Raw genomic sequence first — 21,823 nt, 5'->3', positions numbered from 1 at the left:
ACAATACGCGTTCCGGTATGAAAGGCCTGTCATTGAACTGCAGTTACGGCCCGTCATTCATGTCCAATCTGCTTCAGTTCGGCGGTACGGTGGTAACCTACAATACAGAGCCCATCTTACCGAAGATACAGGTGCCTTATAAATCTTCCTACGGATCTTTCAGTATGGATGCGGGGCCTGCCGCTGGTATTCTGTTCGCTGGCGGCGGTGGTACCGGCTACCGCTCCGTAAGGGAAGTACTGAACCGCAGCAATTCACATCCGGCATACGGGACATTATATGCCGAACAGGGAAAAAATATCCGTGGCTCGGTGATGGATTTTATCCGGGAAAAGGATAACCCGGTCATTCCGGAGTTGCCTAATCTCGCTTTACCAGTGAATACAAGCGACCTGTTTTCGTATACCAGTCAGATAGGTGGCGGGCAGTTCCGGCTTTACCGGGGCGGGACAGGGATCTTTTTTGACAACGAGGCTGCTGACGTCAACACGAATACAAGCCTGGGTTTCGATGCCGGTTTCGGCACTTACGGACACGGGGGGACCACCCTTTACAAGCAAAAAACAACGAATGTGACCAGGAAATGGACTGGTGACAATCTGTATATGAAGTCAGGCGACTTTCAGGATGCTGATCTGGTTAATCCGCTGAACCAGCACGTTTATTTCAAAAAGACCGGTGAAACGACCCTGGAAAATGCCAGCCTGAATGGCCAGTTACACGGATCTGAGGCGCTTGCCGTACAAGTTAACGGTACGACTGCCCAGAACGCTTTCACCGCTTATCCCATCTCTTCGCCGATTGCGCGGCACAACCCGGCTCCTGCCCAGACTTCCATCTCTTACCTTTCAGCTTCTGAAGCGAGGATGAGCGGATTAGATCCCCGGATAAGGACATATGCCCTGAATACCCTTGGATCTTTTCAGCCGGTTTCCAAGCCGAAACTGGCAAACCCGCTGACAGATAGTATCGTACGGGATACCGGTTACCGTAAAGGACATCATATATCAGAAATTACAGTCAAAGAAGAGTCAGGCAAACGGATGGTTTATGGTATCCCTGTTTATCAGCTCCGCCAGTCGGAATATTCTTTTGCTGTAGGCCCAAGGTCGGTATCAGGCCTTGTAAATGGAGTGGACCAGGTGGCGTCACCTGCAAATGAAAATGCGATGGGACAGGGAAAAGGCATTGATAATTATTACCATAAGGATTCACAGCCTGCTTATGCGACAAGCTATCTGTTGTCGGGCGTGCTTTCCCCCGATTATGTAGACCGGACAGGAGATGGTATTACCGACGATGACCTCGGAACGGCGATCCGGTTCAATTATTCCAGGATCAATGGCTTCCGGTGGCGGACACCCTATGCCAACGCGACGCTGAACAAGGCCCTCCTCGCAGATGCTGATGATGACAAGGCCAGCATTGTTTATGGTGAGAAGGAACTCTGGTATGTCCATTCGATCATGTCGAAAACCAAGATCGCTTTTTTTATTACCCAGGACAGGGATGATGCGCTTGGTGTATCAGGCATCAATGGTGGTGTCAATACCAACGTCCGCCAGAAGTGTCTGCGTGAGATCCGGCTTTATTCGAGATCAGACATGTCCAAGCCGATTAAAGTAGTGAAGTTCGTTTACAATTACTCGCTTTGTCCCAATACGCCAAATTCCGTCGCTATGGATGGCGCAACGCATGGCAAGCTTACGCTTACCGGCTTGAAATTTGAATATGCCAATACAACCAAGGGGAAATATTTCCCTTATACCTTTACCTACAATACGAGCTATGGTTCGGCTACTAATGTCGGCTATACAACGGCGAGCACCGACCGCTGGGGAACTTACAGGCCGGCATCAGATATTCCCGGTCTGAGCTTCCTGAACGAGGAGTTTCCCTATGCCCTGCAGGAAGCGGATGGCGGGACTAAGGGAACAATCACTTCGAACGCAGGCCAGGCTGCGTCGCTATGGCACCTGAACCATATCAACCTGCCGACAGGCGGCGCGATCGATGTGAACTATGAGGCAGACGATTATGCGTATGTACAGGACAAAAAAGCGATGACGATGGTCAAAGTAGAAGGCATTGTCTCTGCCGGGAACGTGTCTGTAGCAGATAACAATTTGATGGGCGCTACCGGTTTTAAAATAAAGATCGCACCAACAACGGATAATCCAAATGCGACGGCCTGGTTTAAGAAAAACTACCTCAACGGTTCGGATTATATCTACAGCAAGTGCTTTGTAAAAGTGGCCACGTCCAACAGCACGCCGGTCACGGGCCTGGAAAGTGATTACATCCCGACCTATAGCGAAGTGGAAAGCGTCGCTATTGTCAGCAACATGGCTTATGTTTATCTGAAAAAGAGATCGGAAGGAGGTGCCCCGGCACTTAACCCGATCATATATTCTGCATGGCAGCGGATGAAGGACGAATACCCGAGGTATGCCTACCCCGGATTCGACAGGAGGGTGGGGAACGAAGGTGCGACACAAACGCTGGCCAGTGCGGTGCAGGCAATATTTACCGCCTTTGCCAACCTGAGTGAACTGAAGGAGAATTTTTACCAGAAGGCCAGCAGGCTGGGATACGCGAACCAGCTTAGTCTTCCCAAGAGCTTCGTGAGGATTGCAAAAACGGATGGCTTCAAACTTGGCGGAGGGGTAAGGGTTAAAAGAATCACGATCAACGACGACTGGAATGATATGGGAGGCACCTCGTATCCTAAGTATTACGGTCAATCGTACGATTACACAACCACGGAAGACAATAAGGTTATCAGCAGCGGTGTCGCCAGTTATGAACCTTCCGTTGGTAATGACGAGAATCCGCTGAAACAGCCTGTGTTTTATATTCAAAAGATCAAAGGGGCACTGGATAATTTCTTTGACCTGGAAGAACCTTTCGGGGAGTCTTTTTATCCCGCCCCGTCTGTTGTATACAGTAAAGTCACTGTTACCGATCTCAGCGATGCCGGAAGCCTCGATACCAAGCCGGTTATTGTTCCGGATCCTAATCTGCAGACAGGCTATATCGTGAACGAGTTTTATACAGCAAAGGATTTTCCTGTCAAGGTAACGGTATTGCCTATTCAGAAAATGCAGAAGCCGCCTTCCGGCAAGTTCAGCCTGGTATCCACTTCAAGTGTGGACAAACTAACGTTGTCGCAGGGGTACGCCATTGAGCTAAACGATATGCACGGCAAGCCAAAAGCAGTACGTGTATTTAATCAGGCGAAATCAGAGATATCTTCGACGGTATATAATTATAATACGACAGATCCTACAGCAGGGCCGCTGAGACTGCGCAACCTGGTTAGTGTTATCAATCCCGACGGTACAGTGAGCCAGAACCAGGTCATCGGCCGGGAAGTTGAATTTTTTACCGATATGCGTGAACAGGAATCGGTCAACGATGGTAACTCCCTCAACGTTGGTTTTGACATTGTTCCTGCGTTTGCAATACCAATCCCGGTGCCGCACTGGCCTTCGTCCGGTAATACGGATTACAAATTGTTCCGCTCAGCGTGTGCCGTAAAAGTCAGCCAATATTATGGTTTAGTTTCCAGCGTGGTCAAAACGGTCAACGGATCTTCAGTGACCACGCAGAATGTGGCCTATGACGGACAGACCGGTGAGCCGATGCTGACACGGACCCAGAATGAATTTAATAAGGATATCTTTTCCCTGAACATCCCTGCTTACTGGGCGTATGCGGCAATGGGGCCAGCTTCCGCGAACCAGGGCATGGTCTTTAACCTGAATACCAATGACGACGGTACGGCAGACAGCGATTACAGCTTCCTGAAAGTAGGAGATGAGCTGATCGACGTTAACGGATCGGAAAATAACCCTTACTGGGTGACTGGTCATACGTTTATAAAGAACTCACCAATTTCAAGCATACAAACCACGCTCAAGTTTATCGTTAATAAATACGGGGAAGTGCAGCCCGGGCTGCGTAATATTAGGGCCAAAATCATCGGTTCCGGGTTTAAGAATATGCTGAATTCCGGGCTGACCAGTATTACTTCCCTCAATAATCCATTGATCAGCAATGGCTCCGGCGGATTAAAACTTGCCCTGGGTTCAGGTGATCTCACCTCCCTGAAAGTGATCAATGCCTCGGCAAACACGTATAGTGACAACTGGTCGACACAGGTTCCGGACGTACATGTCGTTCCTTCGAACGCTCCGTATGACCTCACGATTTATCAGGGTAATCAATACGCGACCGGTGCTACGCAAACGGTCATGCTTGATCAACAGGGCCCATATAATTCAGGGCCTGTCAATATTTACTTTGGTTTGCGCGAAACAAACGCGATGATCGGTAACAGTAGTCTTTATTCCCAGAACGACAGCAATACCATGGGGGTGTTCGCGCCTTATTACGTCCCTGCGGACGGAACTTACCTGGTGGGTTACGATTCCGGGCCGAAAATGTCTTTCAGCCTTGACAATAACTGTGACGGCAATAACTGGTTTAAGCTGTTTTGGTACAGCCGGATCCCGCAACGGAACTGGCAGGTTGTACCGGTGACGCTGACCAAAGGGTGGCATAATTTCCGCATGGAGTTAACCTATTCCACGCCGAACAATGATAACCAGCCGAACGGCGGTGCTGTGGAGATTTATAACAATAACTCCGGGGAACTTTACAATGCAGGCATGAACAATGGCCAGGGACTCAACCTGATATTCAGCACGAAGAACCTGATCCAAAATCCTTCGGCAATCGTTTATACCAAAAATACAGCAGGTACTTTTTATGAATATAAATATGATGACGCCAGGAGCACGCCATATTCACCTTGTATCCCGCCGCCGGTAACGATCAACCCTTTCCTATACGGGTTTCAAAATAACTGGCGGCCGTATGAGTCGATGGTTTTCCAGAAAAACAGGGTTTATAATAACGTACTGAGTGCAGCGAACGGGAGACTGGACATCGCCAGCAGCGGTTATATCAGCAGTTTTTATTCCCATTGGTTTTTTGATCCGACGGGGGGGAAATGGAGCCGCAACAGCACCATCAATTACGGACAGGACTGGATAGCCGCAAATACGGTCACCCAGTATGACCAGTTTGGTCAGGAAACCGAGAACGTGGATGCGCTCGGCCGTTTCAGTGCCGCTGTATTTGATTTTAAAGGTGAATTGCCTGCCGCTGTAGTCTCCAATGCACGTAACCGGGAAGTTTACGTCAACAGCCTGGAAGATGCCGCATTCCGGCCGGCAGATATAATGGCTGTCTCGCCGGTGAAGCTGACGGAATTTATCCAGCCATCTACCGGAATCAATATCAATGCACTGGCGCGAAAGCAGGATGCACATACGGGTAACTACAGTGTTACGCTTCCGGCAGACGGCCTGAGCCTGTTGACCACGGTTTACCAGTATGATCAGCCTGTAGCCCCATATTTAAATAAGGACAGCAAATACCAGTATATCAAAAATACGGATACCGGGGTTTATGGCATCTACCCGAATGGCTTCGAGCCAGCATGGGGGGTATTGAAGGCTAAATATATCTTCAACGTCTGGGTTAAGGATGCGCAGCCGGTGAACAGGACCGTCAATATAGCGCTTGGCGTCAACGGAAGCAGTTCAACACTGACCTGTAAGGCGGTCGTTGAGGGCTGGAAGCTGCTGGAAGGCATCATCGATTTGAATGCATTGCCCGGTCTGGCTGATGGAAAAGCGCTTACCATAGCTATCACACCAGTTGCCGGAGCTTCCGTCCTGATCGATGATATCCGTATCCATCCGGTAAACGGACAAATGAAAAGCTACGCGTACGATGATTCGACCTTTCGCCTGATGGCCGAACTGGACGAAAACGCTTTTGCTACTTTCTATGAATATGACAGTGAGGGCCTGCTCGTCCGCGTCAAAAAAGAAACAGAACGTGGTATCATGACCATTAAGGAAACACGCTCTTCACAAAAGAAGAATACGCCATTATTATAGAGGAAATGAAAAGAATATATATGACGAAGTTCAGTACGGTACTGGTGTCGGCAGGCTTACTGTTTTGTGTTGGCCTGGCTGCAGCCATGAAATACAACCAACAGCAGGGCAAAATAAAACCGGCTGTGCAACAAGGGCGTAAAGATACTTATGATGCGGCATTGCTGGCCAGGCTCAACAGGCTGGTTGGCAGCATGGACCTTAACAATACCTGTGCTTACCGGGCGATGGTCAGCATGACCTCGCCGGCAGACAGCGTATCTGCCATCAGGGATATTCCCGTCGTTTTTTGCAGGGAAGGGCAAAAATGCTATTACCGTTACGGACCTGAAGAAATGATCAACGAAGGCGGGTTCAATGTGCTCATCTCCCATGAACAAAAAAAAGTCATCATTGACAGGCAAAAACCTGTCAATGCCCCTGTGACAGGAAACCTTCAGGATTTTGCAAAAGGTATGGTTTCTGAACATTACGTGCTTCAGTCAGAAGCCGGTGCTGAAGAGGAAACGATCCTGCTGAAAAATGAGAAGCATTTGACCTGCAGGGAATTGGCCATTACCTATCACAAAGCAGACGAAAAAGTAACGAGGCTTTTTGCAAGGCTTCCCGACAATTACGATCCGCTGGATAAAGGCAAAGACAGGACGATCACCATGCAGATCACAGCATGGACAAAGTCCCCCGACTGGGAAGCATATCCGGGCCTTGACCGGGTGATCCGGATAGCAGATGGTAAAATTGAGCTTACAAAAAAATACATGGATTACGAACTGATCAATATCCTTAAATAACCTATGAAAAACCTTATCAAATCGGTAATCCTTGTTTGTGTGTGCTTGGTGTTTTACGGTGAAGCGGCGCTGGCAAAGATTGATCCGATTACTGCGAGTGCTCCCGGGCCGTTTACAGGGCCTTTTCCGAAACAGGTACTCACCGTTGTGGACAATACGCCGCAAACCAATATAACCAACCGATCCATTATGGATGGTGTATCCCTGCGGGTCGTAGATAACATAGCGATCACCTCCAATTTCAGTTACAAGGTGAACGTACTGATCGACTATTATGCAACGGCGTCTTCCGCTACGCCTTTCAGTTCGAAGAATGAAACCTTAGTTGTAAACTACAATACGGCGGCCGGCGTTGCGAATACCTACCAGCGGGTAGACACACGGAATACGACCGGCGCATTAAAGATCATTGTTACCGTACAAAGTGTTGACGTTAAAAACCCCGGGGACAATTTGCCTGGTGCGGGTATGGTGCAATTGACCGGTACCATATCTGTTGACCGCGCTTATAATTTCAATGTCCACGACCCGGTCCCGGTGAATTCATACCAGATCAACTCGACAAAACAGCTCCCGTTAAGCTGGAGTACGGTAACCGGCGCCCACGAATATGACGTGGAATGGACCACGCTTGGCGAAGGTGACATCAATGAAAGTATTGCCGCCGCCATGCTGGCGAACACCGGGGCAGCAACCCAGGGGGAACCTATTTTTAAAAACAATGCAAGCCGGATGACAACCTCAGGGCAGGCATTTACCATTTCGCTTGCTTACAACGATAAATACCTGTTAGCCAGGATTCGCGCCGTGCAATACACGGCCGATGGTATTCGGGTAGCAGGGGACTGGACCTATAAGGATGCAGCCAGCCCCACCAGCCACTTTTTAGTTTGGGATCTGACTTCGTACTGGCATGAACCTGCGCTTAACTGGCAATATTCGGAAGCATTTGCGGAGGAGGGCAGGAAAAAAGAGGTGATCAGCTATTTTGACGGGACACTCAGGAACAGGCAGACGGTTACACTGAATAACTCTCAGAATGTACCGCTGGTTCAGGAGAATATATACGATTTATTCGGCCGTCAAACAGCCAGCATACTTCCTGCACCGGCGAAGGAGCAAATTAATGGCGTCTGGACGAATGTTCCGTATCTCCATTATTTTCAGAAACTCAATGTCAATACCAGCGCCACGCCGGCGCCTTATACTTACCGGGATGTCATCGGTACCGGCAGCGTAAACTGCGAGTTTATACCCGCCCCGCTTTCGGCAGGAAAGGGGACGAGTAAATACTACTCAACCGGCAATGATTTCCTGAATGACCCTTTATATTCGGCTTTCTCCGCGAACGCGAAATATATTCCCGATGCCCAGCAGTACCCGCTTTCGGTTACCCAATATACCGCTGATAATACCGGGCGCATTAAACTGCAGGGCGGGGTAGGACCCGCCTTTCAGCCGGGGGGCGTACCAGGCAATACCACAAAATATTATTACGGCAAGCCGGAGCAATGGGAGCTTGACCAGTTATTTGGTAACGAGGTTGGCTATGCGGAGCATTATACCAAGAATATGGTGGTGGATGCGAACAACCAGATCAGTATCAGTTACCAAAACGCCAGCGGAAAAACCATTGCAACGGCATTGGCCGGCGGGGCGCCTACCGGTATGGACGCGCTTCCTTCTATGCCAACCTCGCAGCAGCAGGTAAGCAAGGTCTTGAAGCCCGAACAGTTTGTTTTTGATAATGCTTCCGTTAAACTGTCGGGTACAACTACCTATCTGGCAGCGGTAACCGGCCCCGTGCATTTCACTTTCGATATGCAAAAGCTGATCTATACCTATTCCCAGGGAAGCACGCAGATCTGCAGCAGTTGTTATTATGATATGAATGTCAAAGTCGTCAATTCCTGCGCGCCTAATACACCCTTGACGTTGACGGGTATCACCCTGCCTTTAGCAGTCGGCGCAAAAGGCAGTGTGAGTTGTACCCCGGGCTCTCAGACCGGCAGCTTTGACGCCAATTTCAATGCTATTGGCGAGTACTACATCACAGTCGAGTTTGCAATGAACCGTCAGTCGATCGAAGATTACGTCGACCAATGGCTTACCAGTGCCCAAACCAATAAGTTATTGAATACCGAATGGACTTATCTCCAGGCACAACTGGCGGCTATCGATTTCAATGGTTTACTGGGAGATTGCCGGACTGCCTTGCAGGTTTTGGGAACTAAAGCATCGTTCACGCAAATGTTCAATGACAAACTTGCCGCAAACGGTATTGTGATCAGCAGCTACGCTGCAGCGGACCAGACCAGTTACAACAACTGGGTAAGCTCGAAATACGATGCCTTACTGGCTCAGGCCCAGGCGGCGACAACTGCCTGCGATTTTTCACCCTGTGCCGACACCCAGGCCTTGATGGAGAAAGATGTCGCGCCCGGCGGTCAATATTCGCTTTTTGACGATCAGAACAAGCCATTGGAAACGGATATCAACATAATCAATGATAATTGGCGCAGGGTGTTTCCGGTAATACAGGATGTGAACGATCCGGTATACCAATCGCATTATTTTACGAAAGATGATGGCAAGGTTTCCTCGGCAAACGACGGTTCAACCTCCCTGGCAGATCTTGTTAAATACTGGAATGACAGCTGGAACGGCCTGTTCCTGCAATACCATCCGGAATACTGCAAGCTTTTATTTTGCCAGGCGAATTCATCAAATAAGGACTGGGATGAACGTGTAAAGCAGCTGGCGGTTAAGTTCACAGATATCCCGTCGATCAAGGGCGCGCCGAATGGTTTCACTTACAGCTACACCAATGGTGCTTGGCTGTTCGCTGTTGACCCCTTCTTTGCAGATGGCGGCCCTGCTTCTATTGCACTGGTACCGGGGACCAGTACAACGATTAAACAGGCAATGCTGAACGACCTGAATAATTACAGTTCAAGTGTGCTTCATTACAGTACACCCGGTGCGGTGGTTAAAAACCTTTCACAGTATATAGACTACGAACTCTATTGCAGCGGGAACTGTTCAACCGGCGACAGTCAGTCCAACAATTGCTGGAACAATTGCTCGGCGGCCGCATGCAGGGTGCCGGACCGCGACTGGTCCCAGTATAAGGCATTTTATTTCCAGTTAAAAGATGTGTATTATGACATGCTCCGGAAACAGGTATCCTGTGCGGATGCCTGTGATATCGGTACGCCATATACTGTACCGTTGGCGACAGCTAATTGTCCTGAAGTCGGCGACTTCACCATCTCCCGGGCCACGGAGTTTGATCCGGCTCCTTCCGGCACCGGTACAAATCCATGCGGACAGGCGGTTACGATTACCTACAATAAAGGGAATTTGTTGAATAACACATACCTCTATCTTTACTATGGTTCAGGTGTCGATGTGACCAATGCTCCACCGAGCATTACTATGGCGGGAGGTACTTCCAAAACTACGTTTTGCTTACCTGCCACCGTGCCGCTTGGCGCAGTCAAGATCCGCGTCGTGAATTGCACAGGAGTGGCACCAGCGCCACCGGGTACACCGACCCGGCGGACGCCATACGACGGCTATGTACAGGCTCCCCCAAAAAGTATTGATTACAGTGGGCCGAAAACAGGAAATGATTTTTACATCAGCGGAATTAGTTATGAACCGCAGGGCAATGATCCCATTTATTGGACAAAAGTAAGGGTTGCGGTCAGTCCCGACATTCCGTATTGTATCAGGAACGGGATGGTCGTTACGCTGATCAATGATGAGCCTCGCAACATCTTTCGAAACTACTGGTATCGTATCAGCATAGACGCAAACAGCGATGTCGGTGTAGCCCGCGTCCCTACGCAATATTTTAAAGTCGGCGCACATGGAGGCTTCTTAGGGTTATTTGAAACCCCGGAATATACCACCGGACGCTGGAATGTTTATGGCAGTGTAACGGACTGTGCTACCCCTGCCCCGCCCCCTGCTGGTGGCTGCTCATACAATTACCCGACTAAAACATCGCGTTTTGATATCATTTCCCGGACCAATAATTTTCCGACAACAAAGGACGGAACAAACGGGTCAGACGCACAAAATAATGCCTTGATCGCGATCCAGATTCAGAATAGTTGTGAAGGGAACTCGGTAGCCTGGATTAGGACATTGGGTACCGGGCTTTCAGTGTATCCCCAGGCTAAGATAGATGCCCTGACTGCTGCACTGATCCAGTTCTGTGCTGCTAACGGTGATTCAACCCATCCTTTCGGAGCCAGCACCAGCAAGACCGGATCGTCGCCTAAGGATTTCGGGGAGGTCATCAAAAATACATTGACCTACTCGGGATCTCCGTTTGCGGGATTTACGCCGACGTTGAACCCCTGGTTGCTCAATGGGCCCGGATCCTACGCTAAGCCTACACAGGCGGCAAATTACAACGTGTCCAACAGCAGCGCTGCGATAGCAGCCGTACTGGCTCAGTTTGAGGCGGCCAGGGTAGCGGCTGCTTATTCGGGCACCCTCTATCAGTACCTGGTCAGTAAGTTCGGAACGGCGATGACGCTGTCACAAACAGAATTCAGCATATTGCAGAATGCCTCGGCCGGCTGTAATTACGTATTGAGCCAGGACCTGACGCTTCCTGTTTTCCTCCAGCCGGGCGCGACAGGTTGTATTACTGCAAGTGATTTTGCCACTGCCAGAAGTGAACTGGTGGGTAATTTTCCAGGCGGGCTGACAACAGCAAGCCCAAATTACCAGCTGATTTTGACGAATTTCATGAACCAAAAGTTCGGATTTTCTTTAGGATATTCGACTTATGCTACTTATGATGCCAGTCCGTCGGGTATGCTTTGCAATGTACCTGCTTTTATACCGGTAACCCCGGATCCGTATGTCGATATTAAAGCCAATATCGGCGTGGCTGCCTCCACGGCGAGACAACTTTACAAAGTATATATCGATGAGCAGAAAGCATTGTTCCGCGCAAATTATATCGCTACCTGTGCCGCTGCCAAGGCCAACCTCAACGCGACAGCCAACAAACAAAATTATCATTATACCTTATATTATTATGACCAGGCGGATAACCTGGTGAGGACCGTCCCACCGGAAGGGGTGAGCTTGCTCAATGACACGCAGATCCAGCAGGTTCAGCAGGTCCGTGATGGTGGTGACGCGGGCTCCTGCGGGGCCTCTTTTACGGGCCCGACAACGACAAATCTTTCTGGTGAGCTTGCGGACTTGTCGACCGCGCTTTCAGGCAATACGAATGCCGCAGCCGAGTTCTGGTTATACAGTCCTTTCACCAGCAAATATCAATACGCGCAGTCGACAACCAACGGCCAGTACCAGCTGCAAATCAGCGTTGACGGGCAGACCTTAAGTGCGGATGTGTTTTCGGCACCGTCGAACGGTACTTTCACACGCGCTAACCATGTTTCTGTGAATTTGTCAGCTTTGGTTCAGTTCCAGCAGTGGACCCATGTGGTTGTGCAGTCTTCCAGTTTGCTGAACGGACCACTGAGTGTTTATGTCAACGGTAGTAAAGCGCCGGTTATCGCCGGGGCCTCATCTGCATTGCCTGCATCGGATATCACGGTATTAAAGCATGCCAGGTTTTATACCCGCTTGCTGACACCAAGCGAGATCATGGTGAATGCCGCCAATAACTGCTTTATGCCGATCAATAGCGACGGACACTGGTATAGGTTCAATATTCCGGCTGCGGGCAGCGAAACAACGATAGGGCCTGCAAGCCAGCTGGAGACCAAGCTGAACGGTATTTACCCGAACCACGTGCTTACTACCAATTATGTTTATAATGCAAGCAACCAGGTGAGCCAGCAAAATTCGCCGGATGGCGGTACCAACAGTTTTTGGTATGACAGAAAAAGCCGCCTGATCGCCTCGCAGAACGACAAGCAGCTGGCAGGGCAGAAGTTTAGCTACACCAAATATGATGAGCTCGGCAGGATCTCAGAAGTTGGTGAAAAGGCCGCTTCGAGCGCGGGAATAGGCGTGCCAAATTACCTGGATGATTACACCATCGGTAATTTTTACAACACGGGTACGGACGCACAAATCACGGCAACTTTTTATGACCAGCCTGCATCCGGCCTCACGGGGCTGGCGACCACGATCAGCCAGAATAACCTGCGCAAAAGGGTTTCTGCAAGTACTTACCGTGATAACAAAACAGACCCCGTACAACAGGCGACCTACTACAATTACGACCTCGACGGAAATGTAAGTACATTATGGCAACAGATTAGCGGTCTCGGCCTGAAACAGGTAGATTATGAATATGACCTGGTAAGCGGAAAAGTGAATTTTGTGCGCTACCAGGCTGGCCAAACAGATGAATTTTTCTATAAGTACGATTACGATGCGGAGAATCGTCTTACAGATGCGTCGAGTTCAACGACGGCGATGATTCGCCCATACCTGGGAAGCGAATTGCTGCTGGAGAATAAACGTAAGGACGCTCATTATAGTTATTACCTGCACGGGCCGCTGGCACGTATGACCTTGGGGGATGATGCAGGGTACGTGCAGGGCCTTGATTACGCGTATACGTTGCAGGGCTGGCTGAAAGGGGTAAACAGCCAGAATACTGCCGGGACAACAGATATCGGACAGGATGGGTTAACGGGCAATAACCAGACGGTTGCCAGGGACGCACTTGCTTATTCATTAGGATATTATAACGGAGCCTACAAGGATTACCAGCCTATCGGCGGCTCCGGTTCAACGGCATTTGGCTTGCAATATACCGCGCAGGCGGGAGATATAACCGGGCAGAGCCTGTATAACGGTAATATCAGTAATACCACCATGTCCTTAAGTGCGCTGAACAGCGGCGCGCCGGTTGGATATACCTATCATTACGACCAGCTGAACCGGATCAAGAACATGCGCCAGCACAACAGCATCATCGGCGGCACCTGGAACAGCAGCAGTATTACACCTGATTTCCAGGAAAACATGACCTATGACGGAAACGGCAATATCCTGACCTTTTTCAGGAACGGTTCGGGTGGCTTGGCCATGGATAACCTGACTTATCGTTACAATACCGATCCGAACGGACGTTTGAAGAATAACCAACTCGCTTACGTTAGTGATGCCGTGGCGGCGGGAAATTACACCAGCGATATCGATAACCAGTCGGCGGGTAATTATACCTATGACCAGATCGGTAACCTGAACAAGGATGTGCAATCCGGCATGACGAACATTGACTGGACGGTTTATGGAAAGATCAAACAGATCAGCAGGGCCAGCGGTAACATTGTTTATACCTACGATGCGACGGGAAACAGGGCGAGTAAATCTGCCGGCGGCCTGACCACCTGGTATGTGCGTGACGCGCAGGGCAACCCGCTGGCAGTTTATGACAATGCTTCTTCCGCGGTCAACTGGAGGGAGCAGCAGTTGTACGGCTCTTCGAGACTGGGCACCTGGACACCTAATATCAATCTAAATACGGCCACTGTTACAGCGGGAGACGATGCTTACGGAATTGCGGGCCGCAAGTATTATGAACTGACCAATCACCTGGGAAATGTCATGGCAACTGTAAGCGACCGCCGTATTCAGCAGGGAGCCACGCCTTCCTTCCTCCCGGATGTAATTACTGCACAGGATTATTCACCGTTCGGGAAATTGCAGCCTGGAACAGGTAAGCAATATCTTGCAGGAAGCGCGGTGAACTACAGGTACGGGTTCAATGGCAAGGAAAATGATAATGATGTAGGTAAGGATATAGGTAATGAGCAGGATTATGGGATGAGGATCTATGATCCGAGGCTGGGAAGGTTTTTGAGTGTGGATCCTATCAGCAAGAAATATCCGGAGTTGACTCCTTACCAATTTGCCAGCAATACGCCAGTTCAGGCAGTCGATATCGACGGAGAAGAAATGGGTTTAGTTTCAAATGCCAGTAGGATGGCTGATGCAAGAGATGCTGCGATAAAAAGGGGGGATTATAAAACTGCAAATAAAATCCAAAGTGGCCTAGAAGGCGGTGCGACTGGAGGGATTATGCTAATTGACGCTTTTTTTACACGAGGTGCCTTAATGAAAATAGCTACGGCTTCCGTATTCTTTAGCGCATTTTCAGATAATGCAGCGAAGACTGATGCGGCGAGAAAAGAGCAGAATAAACAATCTTTGCGTTATGTAGCGTTATCGGGAATGATGTGGGGCAGCGGAGAGTTGCTTGGAAAATCATTTGAAGTAATGACTCCGTTGCTTGAAGATGCAGGTAAGAGTTTAATTAGATTAACGCAAAAACGAATCTCAGTCTCGTTTCAAGCGGGCCGTTTGTATACTGGTATACCTTTACCTAAGATAAAAATTACAAATGTGATTAATAATGGAGGAGGCGTAGTTGAGCGGAGTTTGGTTGCAAACGAAGACCATCTGCTTCAAGTTGCAGAACATTATATGAGTGAAATGAAGGATGTTCATGAAATTGAGGGTAAACCTGGATGGTATGAAGGGCATTTAATGGACGGCTCTTTGCGAAGAATTGAATGGCAGCCAGGTGGCGAACCCGTTATGGGTGAAGGGCCACATGTAAAAGTAGTCGACTACAAATTAAAAGCCAATGGAAAAGCCAAAGGAAGTGTAACAGCTAAATATTTTATTGAAGGACAAGAGCATTTAAAATAAAAAAGATGGAAAACATTTGTCAGATAATATCATTTTCGGATGCGGTAAAAATTATAAAAGAGTTACAGTTTGTTGACGTTGAAGATGCTGTTGATAATTTCATAAATGAAAGACAGATATTTTTAACTGCAAAAAGGCTGGGTAAAGAGGTTAAATTTTGGCCTATCCCAAATTGGGATGAGTTTGAAATGGGGGAAGTAGACATTTCGCCAATTCAACTAGTTGAATGTTGTTTCAAGGGGTTAAAATATCAAAACGAGAAGCTTCTTATAATAACTATGGAAAGCTATACTACGCAAAAAGTTTTTCTAGTTGATTTTATCTATTACAAAGAATTTGCGGATAGTTACGAAAGGCATATTGGATATAATATCGATTTTGTCCAACCAGCTGATTATATTTTCTTTTTGCTAAATCAAAGGACAGTTGTATATATCAACAATGAAGGCCTGTACACACAAATCAAATTTGACTAGGCATAAAACTATTGTTACAACAGCGATTTAATAGATAACTTTTTAAAAAAGCACATAAAATGTTCAAATAATGGGAAAAAATAAGGGATTTTTAAAATAGAAAATGAGAAAGGTTATCGACTTTTCTTTTTTTGACTATTTGGCAATACTTCTTAAGAGAGGGGAAATGACCATGAAACGGTGATTGCCTTTTTCAACATAAAGTAAATGATCTGGAGATGATGAAAGTTTTAACAAGGAAAACAGTTAACCCTTTGTTCGCAACGTATCCGGAAGCTTTCAAAGGAAGTTTGGAGGATTCATTGTCCCGGCATTTGTGTAATCATAAAATTGAATTTGAGCGGTTATTTAATTCTAATTTATTTCCGTTCGAATATCCAAAGCTTGCTGAATTATTTTAGGTATGGACATGACGGTGTTTTTTAAAAAGGATGATTACCAGATGGAACGAATACGAAATTTCCAGAAAACAGTGATTAACAATTAAGTATATTAAGTAAAAAATATAACGTATTTATTATTAACCTAACCTTATCAAATTTAGATGAAGCTTATTATAAGATTTGCATTATTGACCATATGCATCGGGTTTTCGGCCAATGCCAGTGCTCAACTGCCGGCTATTACTTCGTTTACCCCTGCTAACGGAGCCATTGGTACTGCAATAACCCTGACAGGAACCAACTTTAATACCACAGCTGCAAATAATATCGTTTATTTCGGCGCAACGAAAGCAACGGTTTCAACGGCCACAGCCACGCAGCTTGTTGTAACCGTGCCGAAAGGGGCCGCTTATCAGCTGGTTTCGGTATTGAATACAGCCAGCAAATTAACCGGGTATTCCGCCAAGCCCTTTATCCCTACTTTTACTACGCACAGCAGCATCGGTTCATCCGATATCGACCCTGCGATCGACTTTACCACGGGCAATAACCCGGTGGCGGTAGCAGCAGCGGATATTGATGGTGACGGCAACGCAGATGTGCTTTCACTAAACGGGACCAGTAATTCGTTTTCGGTATTGGTAAACGGAGCCACCGGGAACAATATCACTTCTAATTCTTTTTCTGCCAAGACGGATATCGGCACACTGGCCAACCCAAGTGCATTTGCGGTTGCTGACCTGAATGGTGATGGCAAACTTGACATTGCCGTGGTACACCAATTAACCAGTACGCTTTCTGTCTTTATCAATAATTCATCATTCACTGGCCCGTCTACACATACCATCGCCTTTTTGCCCAGGCTTGACTTTGGTATAGGAGGAAATTCACTTGCGCTGGCCATTGGTGATCTGGATAAAGATGGCCTGCCCGACATTGTGACAGCCAATTTTTCAGGCAATACGATTTCTGTATTAAGAAATACAAGCGTTTCCGGCACATTCGCCTTAGCTACCAAAATTGATTTTGCTACAGGTGCTTCACCTAATTCCGTCGCCATAGGGGATGTCGATAATGATGGCAAGGCCGATATTATCGTAGGAAATTACGCTGCTAATAATCTTTCTTTTTTCAAAAATGCTGCTACAGCAGGAGCCTTTACCCTGACTTCGCTAACTACCATGCCCGTGATTGCCTTAGCGGGCGCACCCACTGCTGTATTCCTGGCGGACATCGATCAGGACGGTAACGCCGATATCGTGGCGTCTAACTATCATCCTACCAGGAATGTGATTTCCATTTTGAGGAATACGCTGACCGGAACCGGGTTTGCCGCAGCGTCTGATTACGGAACCGGAAGTGAACCGGTTGCAATAGGCATGGGAGATATCGACGGCGATGGTAAACCGGATATCGCTGCAGCCAATTATAACGGAAAGACAATGTCCATATTCAGGAACAAATCAGTTTCCGGAACCATTGATATCAACACCCTGGTAACCAAAATCGACTTTACTACCGGTAATACGCCTTATTCGCTGGGCGTAGGTGATATCGACGGGGACGGTAAACCCGACCTGATCTCGGCAAACGATATCGACAATACGATCTCCATGCTGCATAATTATAATTCAGCGGCGATTCCAGGCCCCGCTTATCCTGAATCAACAGCTTCCAACAGCCTTGGCAGTTTCGTCAATACCGATATTCTGGAAGCAGAATGGAAACAGGAAGCCCCAACGGGGTATACCATTGCTGCTGATGACGGTACGACGATCAATCCAAGCGGAACTGCGGGGACAAACGCAGGCCGGTTTGTTTATTTCTCAACTATGGGCTCCGTATCCCCACTTGTACCGGTCCGGGGGAACCTGACCTTTACCGCTAAAGGCAGCGGCACTATTGAGATCCAGTTGTTAGCATCTAACAATTTGAGTGTCCAGGCCAGAAAGACTTTCACATTGACAGCGGGCGTGTACCAGGATTTTGGCTGGGCGCTGACCAACCTTTACCCGCAGACGGAATATATTTTCGCGGTTGTTTTTAACGGGGGCAACTCATCGGTACAAGCCTCCGGCCAATTCAAGAAGAACATGTGCCTGACCCTGCAGCAGGCGGGAATGAACGGTTTGTTCCGCCGTTACCGGGCTGATGCAACTTCATTAATCGGTAATACGGAGACCACCTGGTATGGCTGGAGCGATAGCTACAATGCGAGCCGTAAAAAATACCTGCAGCACTCTGCTTATGCCCGGATGCGCTTCCAGACCGATGCCACACAAATTGCGATCGAATACGTGCGGGATTTTTATGATAAGCGCGTGCTGAACCTTTTTCCGCTGGTCACGGTGCAGGGCAATTCTGACTTCGACGCTTCGGGTAACGTAATTACGGGAAGTAATGTGGTCAACACGGCGACTAAAGTTATACCAGGCAGGATTTATACAATATCCGGCCTGAGAACCACCAACCCAACCTATGTTTTTTACAACAGCAGCGGCGCGCCGATGGCAGGGCCGCAGGCATTGCCGGTAGTAAGCGGATCAAATCCCGTGTGCTATACGCTGACAGCACCGGCAGGCGCTGTAACGCTTGGCTTGCTGGTACAACGGATCACGAATCCTACCAATGGTTCGGACCCGCTTAATGACACTTTTCTTGTTTATACCAATTGTATGGTACAGGAAGGCGCATATGGTACGGTAACGCCGATGGACGGGACGATCCCTTCGCCATTTGCCAACTATAATGGGGATAAACCGTCCAATATTTCAGGACCGGCGATCTTTATCGACGGCAAACTTTATAAATATTACCAGGTCGAGGGGGCGGACCAGGCGAAGATCGTTCAGTATATTTCAGATGTGCTGCCTCCCGGGAACAAAACAGTGGAAGTAATGATGCCGGGACAGGGCACCTATTCGGTGAATAATGTGATCACTGATCCGCACGTTCGCAGGGCCGGTACGTACCTGAGGGCAGTTTATCTTTCCGGCGGCACTACCACGGTCAGCCCGTCCAATACGGTAAAGCCGGGAAGTGTCTTATTTATTCATGATTCTATTCTCTCCGGTTTCAATATTTCATCCGACGCGCAGAACAATGTCTGGATGATGAAGATCGCCCGCGATCCTGCTTTCTCGTTTTCAGGTGATGTGTTCTCTGAAGGCTATGCCGGACGTATCCTGCATACCGACACTTATGATGCCGCGCATGTGACGGCGTTTGCGCAAAAGCTGGCGAACTACAACGTAGCCAATTATTGGTTTCAGATAGGGGTAAACGATTATGGATTCATGACTCCCCTGCACAATTTTTATTCCGAATTAAAATCATTGGTAGAGCAGTTGCATACCTTACGTCCTTCGGCTGTTATTTATATCCAGAGTACCGGCCCGGAATATTATGAAGGGCCTAATGGAGAAACCTATAGTGACAACGGACTGTCGACTACGGGACCGACCGCAGACGATTACCGCGATGTGCAGCGGGCGGTGGCCCTGGGCCCGGGCCATAGTTATTGCCGTTTCGTGGATTTCGAAAACCTTTTCGCCCCGACGCAGGATAACCTGGCGGACGGTATACACCCGACAGATGCAGGGAATGCATTGTATGCCGCGGGCATCAAATCCAACAGTACCTTACTGGGAAATTCGTTGCCGCTGACGCCGCTGGCCTTTTACCGTCCGGTACTCCGTCAGTTTGTACAAAATATACCGACTGTTGCGATTATAACTGCGACTGGCGGTAAAGCGCCGTATACGTTTAATATAGTTTCGGGCTCAGTGCCTACCGGATTGACTTTCAATGCTGACGGTACGTTTACCGGTACCGCCACGCAAAGCGGAAGTTTTCCCCTGGTTGTGAAAGTAACTGACAGCAACAACGCTTCGGTGACCGGGAATTTCACGCTGGTTGTGAAGCCCGTGCCCGGGGTTATCGTAGCGCCGCTTCACCTGCAAAATGCGCAGATCGGCGTAGCTTATAACCGGACGCTGTTCGGTGCATTAGGTTATGGTAAATACACACTGTCATTTACAGGAACATTGCCGCCCGGGATGAGTTTCAATACGACTACCGGCATCCTTTCCGGAATACCTGCAGCGAACAGTGCGGCAAGTTATACCTTTAAGGTGACAGCGGTAGATCACTGGGGCAATACCGGCTTTACCAATTATACCCTTGGGGTAGGGACCGGGACACCGCCATTACTTTCCGATAACCTGACTTATACGGTGCGGGTGTCAGCTGACAACCATCTATGGGTGACGCCACATTTGAATGATCTATATACTACTACGCTGTTTAGTTATATCGGAGCTTATTTTACTCCTCAGGGTGCAAGTGAAATCTTCCAGACCGGCACGCTGGTTAATCTTGATGCAGGGCTCAAAGATGGAGCTGAGGTAGACATGGGTGCTATGGGCTTAACACCCGGTCCATTTACGGTCAGGCTTAATAATGGTGGTATCAATCCGGGCACACTTAACGGAACGACCATCAACTATGCTGCAAATACCAGTTATAACCTTACCTCCGTAACCACTTCACCATCTGAAAAGGCAACATTTTCGGCAAGGGTGGGCACGGATGGTCATTTGCTGGTTTCTTCTCACGTACCGGTGGTGCATTCCAATGTGGTATTCACGTTTGTCGCAGCTTACGCGACCCGCGGTGGCAATACAGCCTTTCTTAACGGTTTGCGAGTGGATATTCCCGCAGGTTCTTTGGATAGCCCAGACATCGATTTCGGGCCCTTAGGCGCGAAAGGCGTTTATTCCATCCGGCTGAACTGCGGATCTGTAGGGCCTGCCTCCTCGGACGGAAAGATTATGACCTTTGACGCCAATACCGTATTTGACTTGAATTATATAACGCTGATAGACTGATATGAACATTTTTAAACAAATACCGATACTGATCGCCTGCCTCGTTTTTCCTGTGCTTGCCAGCGCCGGAGTTAATCTACCCGGTTTAATTAAAATTGATACGGCCCTCAAACTCAATAATACCGGAAATGCGATTTCCGGTATCGAGCAGCTGGCTTCAGCGCCGGACACCGGTGGTACCGGTGTTGTGTATTTGCTGTTGCAGACCTTGAAGTTTGGCGATAAAAGAATTCTCCGTATGACTATCAAAACAACGATATCCGGCGTTCAAAGCATTGGAAGGGGCGCAAATGTTTTTTTTACGTTGTCAGATGGGACGGTGATCACTTTGGCAAATTTGAACAATGAACTCGCGAAATCCGATCCGGGCACGAGTACAAATCAGATTACCGGCAATTATCAGCTTGCCGACGATGATGAACTGAGACTTTGCGCTAACAAGACAGCTGGATTACAATTGCAGTACGATGGGGGCGTGTTCCGGTTTATGCTTAAAGAAGAGGAGGCTGCGGTATTGCAGCGGCAGGCAATCGCTATAAAATAGCATAGGTATGGCCGTTTGGCTACTATACTTTCCCGCGCCCACTGATAACGAGGGGCTGATCTGACACGGCTGGTTAGGGTAATCATCTAATAAAGAAT

The 21,823-nt window shown here is 48.4% G+C and carries 6 protein-coding genes; all 6 read left to right on the top strand.

Going from position 1 to position 21,823, the window contains the following annotated elements:
* Positions 1-59: 59 nt before the first annotated feature.
* Positions 60-5,975, top strand: a complete 5,916-nt coding sequence (locus ACEN82_RS21775) for a hypothetical protein (RefSeq protein ID WP_495644017.1) — start codon at positions 60-62, stop codon at positions 5,973-5,975.
* Between the two features lie 5 nt (positions 5,976-5,980).
* The gene (locus ACEN82_RS21770) at positions 5,981-6,766 is read left to right on the top strand and encodes a hypothetical protein (RefSeq protein ID WP_413318881.1); all 786 of its coding nucleotides are present in this window, start codon (positions 5,981-5,983) and stop codon (positions 6,764-6,766) included.
* 3 nt (positions 6,767-6,769) lie between these two features.
* Positions 6,770-15,433, top strand: a complete 8,664-nt coding sequence (locus ACEN82_RS21765; protein ID WP_413318879.1) for an RHS repeat-associated core domain-containing protein — start codon at positions 6,770-6,772, stop codon at positions 15,431-15,433.
* Positions 15,434-15,438: 5 nt separating this feature from the next.
* Positions 15,439-15,909 (top strand): hypothetical protein, encoded by a 471-nt coding sequence (locus ACEN82_RS21760; protein ID WP_413318877.1) that lies wholly within the window; start codon positions 15,439-15,441, stop codon positions 15,907-15,909.
* A gap of 544 nt (positions 15,910-16,453) precedes the next feature.
* Positions 16,454-21,181, top strand: coding sequence for an FG-GAP-like repeat-containing protein (locus ACEN82_RS21755; RefSeq protein ID WP_413318875.1), 4,728 nt, complete (start codon positions 16,454-16,456; stop codon positions 21,179-21,181).
* A gap of 1 nt (position 21,182) precedes the next feature.
* On the top strand, positions 21,183-21,725 hold the full coding sequence (locus tag ACEN82_RS21750) for a hypothetical protein (protein ID WP_413318873.1): 543 nt from the start codon (positions 21,183-21,185) through the stop codon (positions 21,723-21,725).
* Positions 21,726-21,823 lie beyond the last annotated feature (98 nt).

This window comes from Mucilaginibacter sp. Mucisp73 (assembly GCF_059491465.1).
The sequence above is the reverse complement of the archived record's forward strand: the minus strand, read 5'-3'. Positions and strand labels throughout refer to the sequence as shown.